Source organism: Arsenophonus nasoniae DSM 15247 (genome assembly GCF_000429565.1).
GTDB classification, from domain to species: Bacteria; Pseudomonadota; Gammaproteobacteria; order Enterobacterales; family Enterobacteriaceae; genus Arsenophonus; species Arsenophonus nasoniae.
This window is the reverse complement of record NZ_AUCC01000013.1, coordinates 24756-41806: the sequence shown is the minus strand read 5'-3', so window position 1 is coordinate 41806 and position 17051 is coordinate 24756. Positions and strand designations below refer to the sequence as shown.

The following is a 17051-nucleotide window of genomic DNA, read 5'->3' as shown; positions in this document are numbered from 1 at the left end:
TCATTTTAAATGATATAAAACATATTAATAATTTACTATAATTACAATCAATAAAATCGTTAGTTGATAAACAAAATTATTCAAATATTATAAAAAATAACATTCATCACTGTTGTTCTATTTTAATCAATGAACTAATACAATTTGTTATAGATATTTGTGATAGAATTTTCATTCTAATAATTTTATAGAATATTATTCTTATAGAAATTGATTGATTAGAAAAAATAGCGGCTACTTTGCCCTAGCCGCTATGATGAGAGGTAAACTAACTGTATCGATCGTTAAATCGCTTGCTGACTTATTTTCCATTATCATTATTAACAATAATAACATCTATATTTATTGTATTTTCTACTGATTTCTATACTAGACTGGTTTATAGTTCCACTATTTTCCACACCACCAATTGATTTTATTATCAGTTGTCCTCTTGTTGAAATTAGGCTGCTATTAATAAAAAGATCCATATTTCTATGTTTATAGTTGATTTAGTAAAATATAATTTACACCAATAATTTTATCATTACCTGCTATTAAATCTGGATTAATTATATCTTCAAATATTTTGAAATTTATAATGCTGTCATAATTAACAAATAATGATTCAAGATCAAATATTACATTTACTTGATTAATATAAAATATACATTATCAAACTTAAAACTTTTAGTTTTAATCAGAGAATATAATAATTCTTCTGGTTTATAATTAATATTATTACCAATAATCAACTGTGCATTTTTTCATTAATAAAGTTATCTTTCATATCGAAATCAAATTTATTCATCTTCAGAAATTATTTATTGACTTATTATCAGTTAAAATAATATTTGTATATTTAGCTTGAATTGCTGCATTTTTTCCAATAGCTAAACCGGTAATAGGCATTGCAGTTGATGGTATACTCTTGCCAATAATGGATAATTTATTCTGATTAGAAACTCTTACAATATTATCACCGATCACGACATAAATCGTGTTTGCAGATAGAGAACTATTATCCATCATCATAACATGGCGGGAGATAAGATCTAAACGTCCTTCTTCACTACTATGAACATGATTAATACCTTTAAATACAATATCACCATTTTCAGTCGGTAAAAGTAATTCTCCCGCCTCTACTTTATCAAAGCCCACATTTTTAAACCTATTTAGCGCACTTTTATCTATATAAAAAACTTTTCCTGTTAATAAGCGTTGAGTTGTTGAACCTGAAAACCAGCAACTCCTACATTTAATACCATTAGGATTAGCAATAATTAGCTCTGCTGGTTGACCATTAACAGCTAACTCGCCTTTAAGTAAACTTTTTTTTTCTGAAGTCACTTCATTAACAATAATTTTTGCTGCTACTTCGTTTGTATTTTCAAGAACAGCACCTTTTGTACTCACATTAAACTTTTTATAGTAATTATGCGAAATACCATTTTCATCCGCTTTTTCAATATTAATATGTTCAATTTCATCTTTAATTTCAACGCTAAGATCTCTTTTCTTACTATTATCGACAATTATATTTTGACTAGCAGTGACATGAAATGAATAAAAAATACTGATAACACTTAAAGCGATACAATGCAGTTTATTTCGTTTCATATAATTATTCCCTTTAATAAATATATTAACGCTTAGACTTAAGCATTTTTATCTTAAATAGGCATTATATTATTCGTCAAGTAAAATAAAAAAGAAAATATAACCATTTGTAACATTATTATTGTTTTATTACAGGAATAAATTTCAATAATAAAAATTGGTAACCTATTTTTCATTTTAAATATTGACTATGTTTTTCAATCGATTTGATAAAATTTATCATTCATATAACTAATGGCCGAATAAAAAATAACTAATTTATTTTCTGTTCAATTGTTTCCAACGCAATTCGATTTTTTTACTATCAGCAAATTTCCAATTTTCATTAGCTAATTCTGCTAAATGAACTACAGGCTTAATATTTTTATTAATAATTTTAATATCACCATCTTTAGATTTTAGTTGCTGTGTATCAATGATTAAACCATTACTGGCAGCCATTTTACTTCCATATGTATCAAGCAATTCTTTAGCTTTTATATTTACTACCCCATTTTTTTTAATAGTAGATTGCCCTATTTTAGTCGTTTTTTGACCTTCTATTTTAATATTTTTTCTACCTGTATAAGAAACTGCATTAATTTCCAGACGACCATCACCCGTCACCGCCGCCTTATTCACAACCTCATTACCCTTTATCACTAACTTAGTATTATCAAGTGAAATAAAACCATATAAATGCTTTGCATCAATATGATGCTGATCATTCTTACGATAGTTGTCTTCATTGGAGAACTTTTTACTATTCATATTAACAATCGAATTTTTTAAATTTATCTCACTATTAAGACTATCAAACTCATTATTATCAAATTTGATCTCAGTATTACTTATATTAAAAGATGCATGATCAAATTTTAATAACTTTGATTTGATAAACGATTTGTGTAAATTCTTATTTTCATATTTATCATTTCGTTTTTCACCAATCATCAATTTAGCATCTCGCACATTAATAATCTCGTTATCCACATTGGCATAAAACCTTTTAGCGTTTAACTGCCCTCTATTAATAACACGACTATCACCCGTTTGTGTAATGCTTAATCCATCAAATTTTACGCTTGCTTTTTCATTAATAACAAAACCTGCATAAGGGCTATTTTTCTGCTGACCAAGGTGACCCGTAACCGAGTGATCATAGTCAGGATAAGCAGCTACACGATATAAATCCATCTTATCGTCTTTTCCTTTACGAATAAGAGAATAATTAGCGGGAATCTGTTGATTGGGAGCAAAATTGTATTCTACATATGATTCATAAGAATTATGATTTTTAGGTGAAAATTTGATTTCATTATTACCAATAATGGTTTTAAGTATTTTTCCTTCTAGATTTCCATCAGAAAACACTATTTCATTAGTAATAAGTGTTAATACTCCTCTATCATGAACTGGCTTAACACTATTGCTAAATACAATTTTTCCTCCGGCTAAAGAATTAATTTTCAAATCGCCATTTTTATATTCAATAGTATCTCCTTGTGGAAGTGTTGTTGATTCCTCATTGTTAATTAACTTAATTTTACCTGTTACTAATAACTGTTGCTGAGTCCCAGAAAACGAACAACCATTACACTCAATACCATTCGGATTAGCCACCATCAAATAGGCATTATTGCCATTAACCCGCAATTCACCATTGAGCAAACTTTTTTCATTAGATGTGACTTCGTTAATAATAAATTTTGCTGCTGAGTTCGTTAAATAGTTTGGATTGTGAATAACCACGCCTTTTTCACTGACATTAAACTTTTGATAATAATTATGGGAAATACCTTTTTCATTCGCTTTTTCAATATTAATATGTTCAACGCCATTTTTAATTTCTACCGCAAGATCTCTTTTTTTACTATTATCAATAATAATATTTTCACTAGCATTAGTATGAAAAGAAGAAAGAATGCTAGCAATACTTAAGGCGATAAAACCTAATTTATTTTTTCCCATGTAATCATTCCCTGTAATTAATAAAATTAACGCTTAGACTAAAGCGTTTTCATCTTAAATAAACACTAGGTAGTGTGTCAAATAAAATAAAAAAACATAAATATAATTATTAATAGAATTATTATAATAAATACATTAATTATAATTAATATAAAATTCAATAATAAAAATAGCTTTTAAATATTCTTATTATTTATAATAAATCAGTATTATAAAAGATCATACTGGTTATAAATAATTTTTGCTGATTTATTTTTTGCTGTAAAAATTTAGTGGGTTATTTAATTAATTTAAGCTAAATATTACCCTACATCTGATAATCACAAGCTTATTAGCTTAATAATAAAAAAGTAATAATAATACTAAGAAATATTATTATCACTTCAATTAACAAAGATAACAATTAGTCGCGAGTGACCACTAAATTATTGCTTAAATCGGCAGCAAAACAAGCAACCTGTTGGCCATGATAGCTATTTAACTCTGGCCGTGAGTGGCTACAGTGTGTAAAAGCATGTCGACACCTGGCTGCAAATGCACAACCTGGCGGTGGATCAATTGGACTTGGTAATTCACCGGTTAATTTAATCCGTTCACGACGTAAATCAGGGTTGAGCCGAGGAGTAGCTGATAATAATGCTTGAGTGTAAGGATGACGTGGACAGTTAAAAATTTGTTCTTTAGTGCCTTTTTCAACACAACGGCCTAAATACATTACCATCACCTCATCAGCGATATGCTCAACCACCGATAAATCATGAGAAATAAAAACATATGACAAACCAAAATCCTGCTGTAGATCCATCATTAAATTCAATACCTGCGCCCGCACAGAAACATCCAGTGCTGATACTGGTTCATCAGCAATCACAATATCCGGCTCAAGCATCAATCCACGAGCAATAGCAATACGCTGCCTTTGTCCGCCAGAAAACATATGAGGATAACGGTGTAAATGTTCAGCCTTCAATCCTACTTTTTCCATCATATGCAATATCTTTTCTTTACGCTCCATAGCAGAGAGGGGAGTATTAATTAATAAAGGTTCTTCCAGGATTTGAGCGATTTTTTTACGTGGATTCAACGATGCATAAGGGTTTTGAAAAACCATTTGGATCTTTTGCCGCCGCAACTTGTGTGCCGTTTTATCTTTAACTAATAGATTCTGTCCTAGATAATACAGTTCACCAGCAGTAGGCGTTTCAATCATTGTTAATAGTCGTCCTAACGTCGATTTACCACAACCCGACTCGCCAACTATTGCCAATGTCTTACCTTTTTGCAGCTCAAATGAAACGCCATCCAAGGCTTTTAGTGTTCTATCCGCTGAAAATAAACCACCTTTAACTGGATAATATTTTTTCAGCTCCGTTGCCTTTAATAAGGGAGTAATTAATGAGTTGAGTTTATTCATATTGTTGGCCTCCCGTTATCATCCAGTGGAACATGACATTTTACTTGCCTATCAGCAATAACATTCAATAGTGGCTCCTCAGTTCGACATTTTTCACCAACATAAGGGCAACGAGGATTAAGTAAACAGCCAACCGGACGATCATATTTCCCCGGAACAACACCCGGTAGCGAAGCTAAGCGCTGTTTATTCAGCGCAAATTCGGGTAATGCCCTCAATAGTGATTGGGTATAGGGGTGACGAGGAGCCGTAAATATCATTGGCTTTACCCGATTCCACCACCTGCCCAGCATACATGACAATAATATGATCAGCCGCTTGTGCCACTAAGGCTAAATCATGGGTAATCAGTACTAAAGCCATATTTTCTTGTTGCTGCAAACTTAACAACAGTTCCATAATTTGTGCCTGAATAGTGACATCGAGTGCCGTTGTTGGCTCATCCGCAATCAATAATTTAGGGCGACAAGCCAATGCCATCGCGATCATAACACGCTGGCTCATACCACCTGATAACTGATGCGGGTAGATGTCAAACCGTGATTTTGGTTCAGGAATGCCAACCATGGTTAATAAATCAATCGCCCGCTGATAACGAGCAAGACGGCTACCCGCTTGATGAATTTTTAGCGCTTCCATAATCTGATAACCAACCGTAAAACAAGGATTAAGGCTGGTCATCGGATCCTGAAAAATCATCGCCACTTCAGCACCAATTAATTGACAGCGCTCTTTTTCTGTCATGTTTAATAGATCACGGCCAGCAAAAGTTAACCTGTCGGCGATCACATGGCCTGGCTTATCAATCAGCCCCATAATAGCCAGTGAACTGACTGACTTGCCTGAACCTGATTCACCGACAATACCAACCACCTCACCCGCTTTTACCTGATAACTAATCTGATCAACCGCACGAAAAGGGGCACTTTGCTCACCAAAATGCACCGAAAGGTTTTTTATCTCTAATAATGCCATTAGATCACCTCATTATTGCTTGAGTTTAGGATCGAAGGCATCGCGCAAACCGTCGCCCATCAAATTAAATGCCAATACTGTCAGCAAAATGGCTAAACCAGGAAATATTACGATCCACCATGCACTTTGCGTAAACTGTAAAACATCCGATAACATCGTGCCCCATTCCGGAGTTGGTGGCTGAGCACCCATACCGAGAAACCCTAACGCTGCCATATCCAAAATAGCATTGGAAAAACCCAGAGAAGCCTGCACAATTAAAGGGGCAAAACAATTAGGTAGAATATTAATAAACATTTGACGTAATGCACTAGCACCAACTACTTGAGATGCCGTTACATATTCCCGATTGATTTCCAATAATACCGCCGCTCGCGTTAATCGCACATAGTGCGGTAAAGCTACAAAAGCTAATGCCAATGAAGCATTGACAATGGAAGGACCAAAAACTGCCACTAATACTAAGGCCAGTAATAAACTCGGTAAAGCCAACATAATATCGACCACCCGCATGATAGTTACATCAACCAAACCACCAATATAACCGGCGAATAAGCCCAGTGAGACACCCATAATCAGGGAAAGAATGACGACTAAACCTCCCACCAGTAACGATAAACGAGCACCATGCATTAGCCTTGATAACAGATCTCGTCCGACGTCATCAGTCCCTAAAATAAATTGCCAACTGCCGCCTTCCTGCCAAGCCGGTGGTGTCAATAAAAATTGGCGAAATTGTTCATTAGGGGCATGAGGCGCAAGGAAGTCAGCCAATAAAGCAATAACGACCATGAGGACAATATACCCCATGCCCGCAACCGCCCCCTTATTGCGACTAAAGTAATGCCAAAACTCTTGTAATGGTGTTAATGGCGCTGGCATTTTGTCTATTTGTTGTTCAATTAATTGAGACATGTTTGCCTTCCTTATTTTTTATGCCGAATTCGTGGATCAACGATGCCATATAACAGATCAATCAGTAGATTAACCAATATAATCAAGCTTGCGATCAGCAAAACCCCACCTTGAACCACCGGATAATCACGACGCTGCAACCCTTCAATTAACCAACGTCCTAAACCGGGCCAAGAGAAGATAGTTTCCGTCAAGATCGCACCAGCTAATAAGGTACCAACCTGCAAGCCAATCACCGTTACAACTGGCAACAAGGCATTACGCAACGCGTGGATCAAAATCACTCGTCCTCGGCTTAACCCTTTTGCCCGCGCGGTTCGAATATAATCTTCACCTAGCACTTCCAACATTGAAGAGCGCGTCATACGCACGATCACCGCTAAGGGTATGGTGCCTAAAACAATAGCGGGCAAGATCAAATGCGCTAGTGCATCAATAAAATCGCCGGCTTCTCCCCACAGCAAGGTATCAATTAACATAAACCCAGTCAGTGGATAGCTATCATCCAGAAAAACACTGTCACTCACTCGGCCTGAAACAGGCGTTAGATCCCAGTGTACGGAAACCAGCATAATGAGCATGATCCCCCACCAAAAAATAGGCATCGAATAGCCGGTTAATGACACTCCAATGGCGGTATGATCAAAAACAGAGCCACGCTTAACAGCAGCTAATACGCCGATGGGTATCCCTACAACAATCGCAAATATCATGGCATAGATACCCAATTCTAAGGTTGCCATAAAACGTGGCCAAAATTCTTGCCAAACAGGCAAACGACTTTTTAAGGAAACACCCAAATCGCCTCGTAACACATCATAAATATAATTAAAATATTGTTGCCACAACGGTTGATCCAAGCCTAATTGTGAGATCATCTGTGCATGACGCTCAGGACTTAAACCGCGTTCACCTGCCATAATCGTAACGGGATCACCTGGGATCATATGGATAAACGCAAAAGTCAGTATGGTAATACCGATAAACGTAGGGATCACAATACCCAAACGCCGAAATATAAATTGCCACATTCGATGATTTCTCTGTTAAATGTTGACTAATATACTTAAGTTGTTTGATTTGATTCGATTGACAAACTAGCAAAACCAATGATTACTCTATCAGTAAACCCGATAGAGTAATTAATTAACAATCAACTCAGTACAATAAAATTTATTTTTTAATATCAACAACTTCAAAGTGATGTTTGCCTAACGGATCAACAACAAAACCGGTCACTTCTTTACGAATAGGCTTATATACTGTTGAGTGAGCAATAATCAAAGCAGGGACTTGCTCATGCATAACAGCCTGAGCCTGTCGATACAATTCAATACGTTTATTATGATCGAATGTCACACGCGCTGGCTGAATGACAGACTCAAAATCTTTATTACACCATTTGGAGTAATTGATACTTTGTGCTTTGGCTGCACAGCTAAATAAAGTAGCGAAAAAGTTATCGGGATCACCATTATCCCCCGTCCAACCAATCATTACCGTTTGAGATTCTCCATTCTTGGCACGTTTAAGGTATTCACCCCATTCATAGCTAACGATGTTGGCTTTAATCCCCACTTTTGCCCAATCGGCTTGGATCATCTCCGCCATACGCCTGGCATTAGGGTTATAGGGCCGCTGTACTGGCATTGCCCAAATATCGATACTAGAACCTTCTGCAACACCCGCTTCTTTAAGTAACGCTTTTGCTTTCTGTGGATCATACGGGTGATCGTTAATTGCTTGGTTATATCCCCACATTGTTGATGGAATAAGCGTTTTTGCTTTCTGGCCTGCCCCTTGGTAAACCACCTCAATAATGGCATCTTTATTGACGGCCATTGTCAATGCCTGGCGGACTTTTACATTATCTAATGGCTTTTTCTCAGTGTTAAAGGCTAGATAGCCAACATTAAGACCCGGTTGTTCCATTAATACGATTTGTTTATTTTGCCTAATACGTTCAAGATCAGCTGGATTTGGGAATGCCATAACCTGGCATTCATTTTTCTGTAACTTGGCATAACGTACTGCAGCATCTGGTGTAATGGAGAAAACTAAACGATCAATTTTAGGTTTAACCCCCCAATAATCACGATTAGCTTTATAAAGAATGCGTGAATCTTTTTGATATTGAATTAATTGAAATGGCCCGGTACCAATCGGATCAAGATCAACCTGTTCTGGCTTACCTTTTTTCATCATCTGTTCGGCATATTCCGCCGATAAAATAGAAGCAAAATCCATTGCCATATCAGCTAAAAAGCGTGCCTCAGGGCGAGTAAGCGTGAAACGCACGGTATAATCATCAACCTTTTCTATCTTATCGATGATTTTATCCATATCCATACCAATAAAATATTCATAGCTGCCACCAGAAACTTTATGATAGGGATGAGTTGCATCTTTTTGCCGCATAAAAGTATAAATGACATCATCAGCATTGAATTCGCGGCTTGGTTTGAAGTTTTTGCTAGTATGCCATTTGACACCTTTACGCAAATAGAAAGTATAGACTTTTCCATCATCACTCACTTGCCAGCGTTCAGCTAATGCCGGTTTTATCTCTGTTGTACCCAATTTAAACTCTACCAGTCGATTATAAAGTGGGATAGAACTGGCATCATAAGTTGTTCCTGATGCAAATAATTGTGGATTAAATCCTTCAGGTGAACCTTCTGAGCAATAAACTAAGGTTTTTGCCTGTAAATGAGTAGAAATAACTAATGTAATCAAACTGATACTAATAGAAAAAACCCCTGCCTTTTTCATAAAAAATTTCATATTATGCTTCCCCTGTTGTCACTTTATTATATTTTTTAAGCTATTTATTAAATAGTGCCACTGATATTGTGATTTAATTATATTTTTATCATCGACCTTAAACAATAAATCAACAGTTGCCGCCTACGTCAATACTTTTATTGCTGTTTTTTTAGGCAACCAAGAAACGAAGATAAAACCTATAATTCACACAAATAGGATAAAATATAATTAATTTGCAATTTATTAGTGATAAACGCAAAATAAGCCAACTTAAATAGAGATTAACAACTATTTTCATCTACACATCCAATTGAGCAATAAATAACCAGTTATTGCTTAATTTTTGCAATATTTGCCAGAAAATTATAAATTCATGACTGACGATGAAATATAAAAATAGAAAATTAATATCAGGCAGGTATCCATCTAAAGTGGATACCTAATTAGTGATCAATAACTATAAGTGAGGCGAAAACCCGAAACCATATGATCCTGTTTGCTATCTGACGAATTTAATAGTGGGAAACCAACGAAAATCGTATAGTCCAATTGTTTATAACTGCCTTTTAGTCCTAGCGATGTACCAACCAAATACTCATCACGCCAAAAACGCGCTCGATCTTCAGAAACCGAACCATAGTCCAATGTTGCATAGAGCACATGTCCGGGCAATGGTGTCAACCAACTTATTTCATTCTTAATTAGCAAACTATTAGAGCCAGATATAGTATTAGTTAGCATTGCAACACGTACACTATTGCTACCACCAATGCCATTAGTTACTATTAAGCTATCCAGTTTTGAACGACTTAACTGAATAGCGGCAGATGCCTCATAAAGAAAAATTTGTTTACTGATTTGCCAGGGTTGATTAATAGCAGCCGAAAATTGAAAAATTTGTGGTCGTTTTAATTCCTTTGCCGGCGAAGGCATGGCTCCAAACCAATCAGCGCCTTGCTTATATTCCATTGCCAGATTGAGCTCACCACGTGGTAGATATTGTTGATGCTTCAGACCAACATTCCAATAAGTTGCCCTACGCTTATAAACACTTATTTCATAATCACCAATGTAGCCATTATTGGTCATAATACTAGTGCCAAAATTTAAGTAGGTCTTACTATTATAACGTCGCTTAATCAGATATTGACCCTGCGCAGTTAATGATTTAGAACGATTGCTTTTGTACAAATTGCCGACCGATGTTTTAATACCATCGGCAGAATATTGATCTTGATAATTACCTGATAAATTAAACTGCCAGTTCCGAAAAGGTAGTGAGTAAAAGAATGTGCCAATTTTAACCCCACGACTATGGTCGGTATCTAAATCACGACTGATATAAAAATAGAAAAAGTCATTTAATAGTGTGGGGTTATCAAACATTAACACATTATCGATCATTAGATTGGCATGATCTCTAAGACCACTATTATCAAGAGAAAATCGGCCGCGAATAGCCCGTTTTTTCTGTCGCTTAATGGTTAAGATACTACTATTTGCCGTGGTAGGATCATCATCAACAGTGATTTGTGGTTGGGTTGAAGGCGAATTCTGTAAATTTTCTAATCCTTGCTCAATGTCCTGAACATTAAGAATGGTTGCTTGCGGAAAAGCAGTATGCAGAGAATAGTGACTTTTACCAGTATCAGCGTAACGAATATCAGAAATGAGACCAGGGATCAGTTCAATACGTAAAATACCATACATGAAACTCTGTTCTGGTAGCGAAATTTTCGTCGTCACATAGCCGGCATTAATAAATACGTAATTCACTTTGGTAAGAAAATTTTTTACTCCCTCATCGCCTAAACATTGACCAATAATATTATCTGCTAATGTAGATAATTTTTTCTGTAATGATGTAGCAAATAATTCCTGGCCATTAAAAAATACAAATTTGATATTCAAACAAGGAAATTCAACGGGATAAATTTGATTTTTATTAATTTGTTTTAAGTTAATTGGAATAGTTACCGGTTGCTGTTGTGTGATCTCTTGCCTTGCTTCTTGTAAAGGTGATTTGCCAACATCAACTTGTGCATAACCATGACTATAAATAGCCAATAATAAGAAAAATAAATACTTTTTCATCAGCATTCCTTTGCTATGAATTAAGAACGTGAATTCCTTTCACTGATAGATAACAAAAAGATAAAATTAAATTTTTTATAAAAATAAATATATCAAAATTAGCAACTATTTTATTCTTTATTAAACAAAAGACCAGAAGAGGAGAATTAATTATCATACTTATTGAATAAATTCAGAAAAAAATACACTGAAGCTTTATATTTAATGTATTCAGTTCGATAATAAACTAAACTATAGAATCAATAGGTAGGATTAATTAGGCAGAAATGAAAAAGTCCTGCTAAAAGCAGGACTAGGAAATCTGGTCGGCGAGAGAGGATTCGAACCTCCGACCCACTGGTCCCAAACCAGTTGCGCTACTAGGCTGCGCTACTCGCCGAAAACGGTGTGCATCTTACTGCGACATGATAAAGTCGTCAATAATTTTTTAGTTAATATTTACTATCACGATGATAAAAAAAGCAACTATATGCTTTTTAATAAGCAAGTAAATAACAGAAAATTTATTTTGACAATAATATAATTAACACTAATATAAAACCACCATTGATCATAATTTACATCAATACAAATTATTGAATTATACAAATAACACATTAAATATATTATAAATTCTATATAAAATAATAAGTTTTAAAAAAATTAATTGTCTTTTTAAAAAAGTTAAAATAAATTAGCCAAAAATTTATAGATAGCAAATTATTTATTTTATAAGGATATAGCATGCGTTTATCAAAAAACAATAACCCTAAATTAGCTTTATTAACAATAATGGTATCAATATCATTTTCTGGCAATATATTTGCGTCAAAACTATCTGGGATAAATAATAATTCCACTCCATTAAAACAACCCACTGAAATTGTTAGCTCTAACGGAAAAATTAATTTAAATTCTGTGAATAAGTCGTTAACAATTGATATCTTACCCGCAGTTTCTCATGGACAGTTTAAAATTTCTCATAATAAATATGATAAATTTAATGTGAGTGAAAATGGCATAAAAATTAATAATGCCACTAACAACCCTGCTAACATTATTATTACTGAAGTAATTTCAGCAGAAAAATCCAACATTAATGGTAATATTGCTATTTTAGGCAATAATAAGCCTCAGTTAATTATTGCTAATCCTAATGGCATTAATTGTAGTAATCACTGTAGTTTCACTAATGCCGATCGTGTCAGCTTGGTTACTTACCCAATTGAGACTAAGATTCCCTCCAATCACTTAACTAATAATATAAGAGGAAAACACATTCATTTTAAAAATATCAAGCAAGGAAAATTTACCGATGCTAAAACAATACAATTATTGGCAAGATCGGTTACGTTAGAATCCAGCCATTTAAATGTCAATAATATTACCATCGCAGTTCATGATACGCATATTATCAGCAATATTTTCACTACTATAAATAATATTAATGCGACCAAATTTATTAATATTACTGACGATATCTTGCAAAATATAATACTAGCTAAAAATGCCAATTTAACCATTGATAGTCATTCAGCAATAAATAGCAAATATAGTCATTATACAATAAAAAATGGTATATTTAATAATGCAGGTACACTTTTCAGTAATAAAAATAGTCATTATGAAATAACCAATGGAGAGTTTTATAATAACGGTACTATAAATAATACTGAAATATTAGTCATTACTGGAATCAATTCAACTATTGATAATCAAGAAAAAATAAAAAGTAAAAATAGCCATTTTCTTATTAGAAATGGAAAATTTAACAATAATGGTACAATCCAAAATACAGAAATAGCAGAAATATTTGCCGATAACGCCGATATTAATAATCAATCTAAAATAAAAAGCAAAATTGGTCTTTATGAAATAAAAGATGGGACATTTTATAATAGCGGAATTATGGATCATAGCCAAAAAGTCACCATAAAGGGAAACAACGCATATATTGTCAATCAGTTTATATTAACTTCACCAAAATACGATTTAACAAAGCTAAAATCTAGTAAATTTCTTGATTTTAGCTTTGTATTACCCCATAAACGAAACGCTAATAGCAATATTGAACTCGATCTTTCTAAAAATATTATGTGATAAATCTCTTCATTTACTAATTAATATAAAACCCTCATTAGTCATGATAAAAATTTTTTTATAAATTTTAATAATATGACTGTTTTTTTTCTAACAGAGACAAGGATTAATTATAAATAAAAATCCCTTGAATTAACCTTCAAGGGATTTTTAATCGGTAAGTAAATTACTGTAATAACGAAATATCGGCTACCTGTAAAAACAGATCACGCAACTGGCTCAGTAAAGTCAAACGATTGATCCTGACTTTTTGATCAGTATCCATCACCATCACATTATCAAAGAAAGCATCGATAACTTCACGCAGTGAGGCCAGTTCGATTAATGCGCCCTGGTATTTCCCATCAGCAAACAATGGTGCTAATTTATCTTGTAAAACAACTAAATGGGCCGCTAAGGTGACCTCTTCGGGTGCTTTTAACACGCTAGCGGCAACATTGTCATTCAATTTCTCATCTGACTTAGTCAGAATATTGGCAACCCGTTTATTAACAGCAGCCAGTGCTTCTGCCGCTTCCAAAGTCCGAAAATGGGTAACGGCTTTCACACGGGCATCAAAATCAGCCGGTTTAGTTGGCCGGCGTGCCAAAACAGCCTGGATAGTATCAATGCGATATCCTTGCTCTTGATACCAGGCGCGAAATCGACCCAACATAAACTCGACCACATCATCGATAACATTTTTATTGGTTAATTTATCACCATACAACTGAGCCGTCTGCTGTGTTAACGCTAATAAATCCAGATCGTAACCCTTTTCAACAATAATACGTAACACGCCAAGCGCCGCACGACGTAATGCAAAGGGATCTTTATCGCCTTTAGGCGGTTGGCCAATGCCAAAAATACCTACCAAAGTATCCATTTTATCGGCTAGTGCTAATGCAACTGCGACAGGATTAGTCGGTAATTGGTCACCAGCAAAACGAGGTTGATACTGCTCTTTGATTGCTAGCGCTACCTCTTCAGCCTCACCATCCCGACGGGCATAATGCATCCCCATAACACCTTGTGTGTCGGTAAATTCGAACACCATATTGGTCATCAAATCACATTTGGACAACAAACCCGCACGAGTAGCATGATTAACATCGGCACCAATTTTAGCCGCAATCCAGCCGGCTAACACTTCTAAACGATCGGTTTTATCGCGCAATGAATCCAGCTGTTTTTGAAATAAAACTGTTTCCAATCGAGGTAAATGTTCTTCTAAACGCTTTTTACAATCGGTTTTAAAGAAAAATTCAGCATCTGCCAGGCGTGGACGGATCACCTTTTCATTACCGGCAACGATTTGCTGGGGCTCAGAAGATTCAATATTGGCGACAAAAATAAAATTGGCCATCAAATTGCCAACCTTATCATAAACGGGAAAGTATTTTTGATCGCTTTTCATCGTATGGACTAAAGCTTCTGCAGGTACTGACAAAAATTTCTGTTCAAATTTTGCGTTTAATACCACTGGCCATTCAACCAAGGATGTTACTTCTTCTAGTAAACTATCAGACAATTCAGCAGTACCACCTAATTGCTGTGCTACCTTATTTGCCTGATGCTTGATTAAGGCCTTACGCTCTTCATAATCAGCAATAACTTTACCACGTTCACGTAATATCGCCGGGTATTGCTCAGCTGAATCAATAGTAAGTTCAGCTTCCCCCATAAATCGATGGCCACGGATCATGCGACCACTCTGAACACCCAATACTTCACCCTCAAGCAGTTGATCACCTAATAACATAATTACGGTATGAACAGGACGGACAAATTGAGTTTCCTTATCTCCCCAGCGCATCAGTTTTGGGATCGGTAATTGACTCAGGGCGTTAACGACCATATCGCCAAGCAACACTTGCGCTGCCTGACCTTCATTGGTCGCGCGATAAAATAACCACTCCCCCTTATCAGTAACCAAACGTTCTACCTGTTCAACGCTAATTCCGCAGCCACGCGCCCAACCTTCAGCAGCCTTAGTCGGCTTACCGCTAGCATCAAAAGCCTGACTAATTGCCGGACCACGCTTCTCAACTTCGCGATCAGCTTGATAGGCGGCCAAATCAGTTACTTTTAATGCTAACCGGCGGGGGGAAGCATACCAAAGCACTTCACCATGCGGCAGCTCAGCCTGTGTTAATTGATGTTTAAAATTTGCCGCAAATGATTCAGCTAATAAACGAAGAGCCTTCGGCGGTAACTCTTCTGTGCCGATTTCCACCAGGAAAGTCTGTTGCATAATGACAGCCTCTTAGTTCTTATTTTTACAGATTGGAAAACCCAGTGCTTCACGAGCAGCATAATAAGCAGCTGCAACCCCTTTAGTTAAGGTGCGAATACGTAAAATATAACGTTGCCGTTCAGTAACTGAAATCGCTTTACGGGCATCTAATAAATTAAACGTATGGGCAGCTTTTAAAATACGCTCATAAGCGGGTAAAGGCAGTGGCGTTTCTAGCGACAATAAATATTGTGCTTCTTTTTCATACTCTTCAAAACATTTGAATAGAAAATCAACATTGGCATATTCAAAATTATAAGCCGACTGCTCAACTTCATTTTGATGATAAATATCACCATAGGTTGTTTTTCCTAACGGGCCATCAGACCAGAGTAGATCATACACACTGTCAACGCCTTGAATATACATAGCCAAGCGCTCAAGACCATAGGTGATCTCACCGGTAACCGGTTTACACTCCAAACCACCAACTTGCTGAAAATAGGTAAACTGGGTGACTTCCATCCCGTTTAGCCAAACTTCCCAACCAAGACCCCAGGCACCTAAAGTTGGATTTTCCCAGTTATCTTCAACAAAGCGAATATCATGAATCGTGGGATCTAACCCCAATGCTTGTAATGAGCCAAGATATAACTCTTGAATATTCTCTGGTGAGGGTTTAATAATGACTTGAAATTGATAATAGTGCTGAAGACGATTTGGATTTTCACCATAACGTCCATCAGTTGGCCGACGAGAGGGTTGCACATAAGCGGCAGCAATCGGCTCCGGGCCTAGTGCCCGCAAGCAAGTCATCGGATGCGACGTCCCTGCACCAACTTCCATATCCAATGGTTGAACAATGGTGCAGCCTTGACGCGCCCAGTAATCCTGTAATGTTAGGATCAATCCCTGAAAGGTTTTGGTATCGAACTTTTGCATGTTTAGATTCGCGCGATAGATAGATTGTGATTTTAAAAAAGTGGTTCAGTATACCCTTTGGCGAACAGATATGCAGCATCGATTATACATTGATGTTAT

At 35.6% G+C, this 17051-nt stretch carries 10 protein-coding genes, 1 tRNA gene and 1 pseudogene; 1 reads left to right on the top strand and 11 read right to left on the bottom strand.

Features of this window, described 5'->3' with window-relative positions; translation table 11 throughout:
- Window positions 1-792: 792 nt before the first annotated feature.
- From G468_RS22280 to G468_RS0104955, 9 genes and pseudogenes are all read right to left on the bottom strand, one after another.
- Entirely contained in the window at window positions 793-1602 is an 810-nt protein-coding gene (locus G468_RS22280; protein ID WP_026822188.1) for a two-partner secretion domain-containing protein, read from the bottom strand.
- Between the two features lie 258 nt (window positions 1603-1860).
- Window positions 1861-3552 carry a two-partner secretion domain-containing protein gene (locus G468_RS0104990; protein ID WP_026822187.1) on the bottom strand — a complete coding sequence of 564 codons (1692 nt, stop codon included), beginning with the start codon at window positions 3550-3552 and terminating at the stop codon, window positions 1861-1863.
- Window positions 3553-3955: 403 nt separating this feature from the next.
- Window positions 3956-4966, bottom strand: coding sequence for a peptide ABC transporter ATP-binding protein (locus G468_RS0104985; protein WP_026822186.1), 1011 nt, complete (start codon window positions 4964-4966; stop codon window positions 3956-3958).
- Window positions 4963-5941 (bottom strand): annotated as a pseudogene (dppD, locus tag G468_RS19740) (dipeptide ABC transporter ATP-binding protein). The gene G468_RS0104985 and the pseudogene dppD overlap by 4 nt, the downstream one beginning before the upstream one ends.
- 12 nt (window positions 5942-5953) lie before the next feature.
- The gene (dppC, locus tag G468_RS0104975) at window positions 5954-6856 is read right to left on the bottom strand and encodes a dipeptide ABC transporter permease DppC (protein WP_026822185.1); all 903 of its coding nucleotides are present in this window, start codon (window positions 6854-6856) and stop codon (window positions 5954-5956) included.
- A gap of 11 nt (window positions 6857-6867) precedes the next feature.
- A complete protein-coding gene (gene dppB, locus G468_RS0104970; protein ID WP_026822184.1) occupies window positions 6868-7887 on the bottom strand; it encodes a dipeptide ABC transporter permease DppB in 1020 nt (339 codons plus the stop codon).
- A gap of 142 nt (window positions 7888-8029) precedes the next feature.
- Complete coding sequence (dppA, locus tag G468_RS0104965) at window positions 8030-9628, bottom strand: dipeptide ABC transporter periplasmic-binding protein DppA (protein ID WP_407062043.1); 1599 nt, start codon at window positions 9626-9628, stop codon at window positions 8030-8032.
- 444 nt (window positions 9629-10072) lie between these two features.
- Complete coding sequence (locus G468_RS0104960; protein ID WP_026822182.1) at window positions 10073-11716, bottom strand: ShlB/FhaC/HecB family hemolysin secretion/activation protein; 1644 nt, start codon at window positions 11714-11716, stop codon at window positions 10073-10075.
- A gap of 302 nt (window positions 11717-12018) precedes the next feature.
- Window positions 12019-12095, bottom strand: a tRNA-Pro gene (locus tag G468_RS0104955).
- A 344-nt stretch (window positions 12096-12439) separates the two neighbouring features.
- Here G468_RS0104955 and G468_RS0104950 point away from each other — a divergent pair.
- Window positions 12440-13795, top strand: coding sequence for a filamentous hemagglutinin N-terminal domain-containing protein (locus G468_RS0104950; RefSeq protein WP_026822181.1), 1356 nt, complete (start codon window positions 12440-12442; stop codon window positions 13793-13795).
- 166 nt (window positions 13796-13961) lie between these two features.
- On the opposite strand, the gene glyS is transcribed toward G468_RS0104950, so the two are convergent.
- Both glyS and glyQ read right to left on the bottom strand, forming a co-directional pair.
- Window positions 13962-16031, bottom strand: a complete 2070-nt coding sequence (glyS, locus tag G468_RS0104945) for a glycine--tRNA ligase subunit beta (RefSeq protein ID WP_026822180.1) — start codon at window positions 16029-16031, stop codon at window positions 13962-13964.
- 9 nt (window positions 16032-16040) lie between these two features.
- Window positions 16041-16952 (bottom strand): glycine--tRNA ligase subunit alpha, encoded by a 912-nt coding sequence (gene glyQ, locus G468_RS0104940; protein ID WP_026822179.1) that lies wholly within the window; start codon window positions 16950-16952, stop codon window positions 16041-16043.
- Window positions 16953-17051 lie beyond the last annotated feature (99 nt).

Bases quoted from the DNA above. Each gene is read 5' to 3' on its own strand.
- dppA (WP_407062043.1), bottom strand. From the start codon at position 9,628: ATGAAAAAGGCAGGGGTTTTTTCTATTAGTATCAGTTTGATTACATTA.
- G468_RS0104960 (WP_026822182.1), bottom strand. From the start codon at position 11,716: ATGAAAAAGTATTTATTTTTCTTATTATTGGCTATTTATAGTCATGGT.
- G468_RS0104990 (WP_026822187.1), bottom strand. From the start codon at position 3,552: ATGGGAAAAAATAAATTAGGTTTTATCGCCTTAAGTATTGCTAGCATT.
- G468_RS22280 (WP_026822188.1), bottom strand. From the start codon at position 1,602: ATGAAACGAAATAAACTGCATTGTATCGCTTTAAGTGTTATCAGTATT.
- dppC (WP_026822185.1), bottom strand. From the start codon at position 6,856: ATGTCTCAATTAATTGAACAACAAATAGACAAAATGCCAGCGCCATTA.
- glyQ (WP_026822179.1), bottom strand. From the start codon at position 16,952: ATGCAAAAGTTCGATACCAAAACCTTTCAGGGATTGATCCTAACATTA.
- G468_RS0104950 (WP_026822181.1), top strand. From the start codon at position 12,440: ATGCGTTTATCAAAAAACAATAACCCTAAATTAGCTTTATTAACAATA.
- G468_RS0104985 (WP_026822186.1), bottom strand. From the start codon at position 4,966: ATGAATAAACTCAACTCATTAATTACTCCCTTATTAAAGGCAACGGAG.
- dppB (WP_026822184.1), bottom strand. From the start codon at position 7,887: ATGTGGCAATTTATATTTCGGCGTTTGGGTATTGTGATCCCTACGTTT.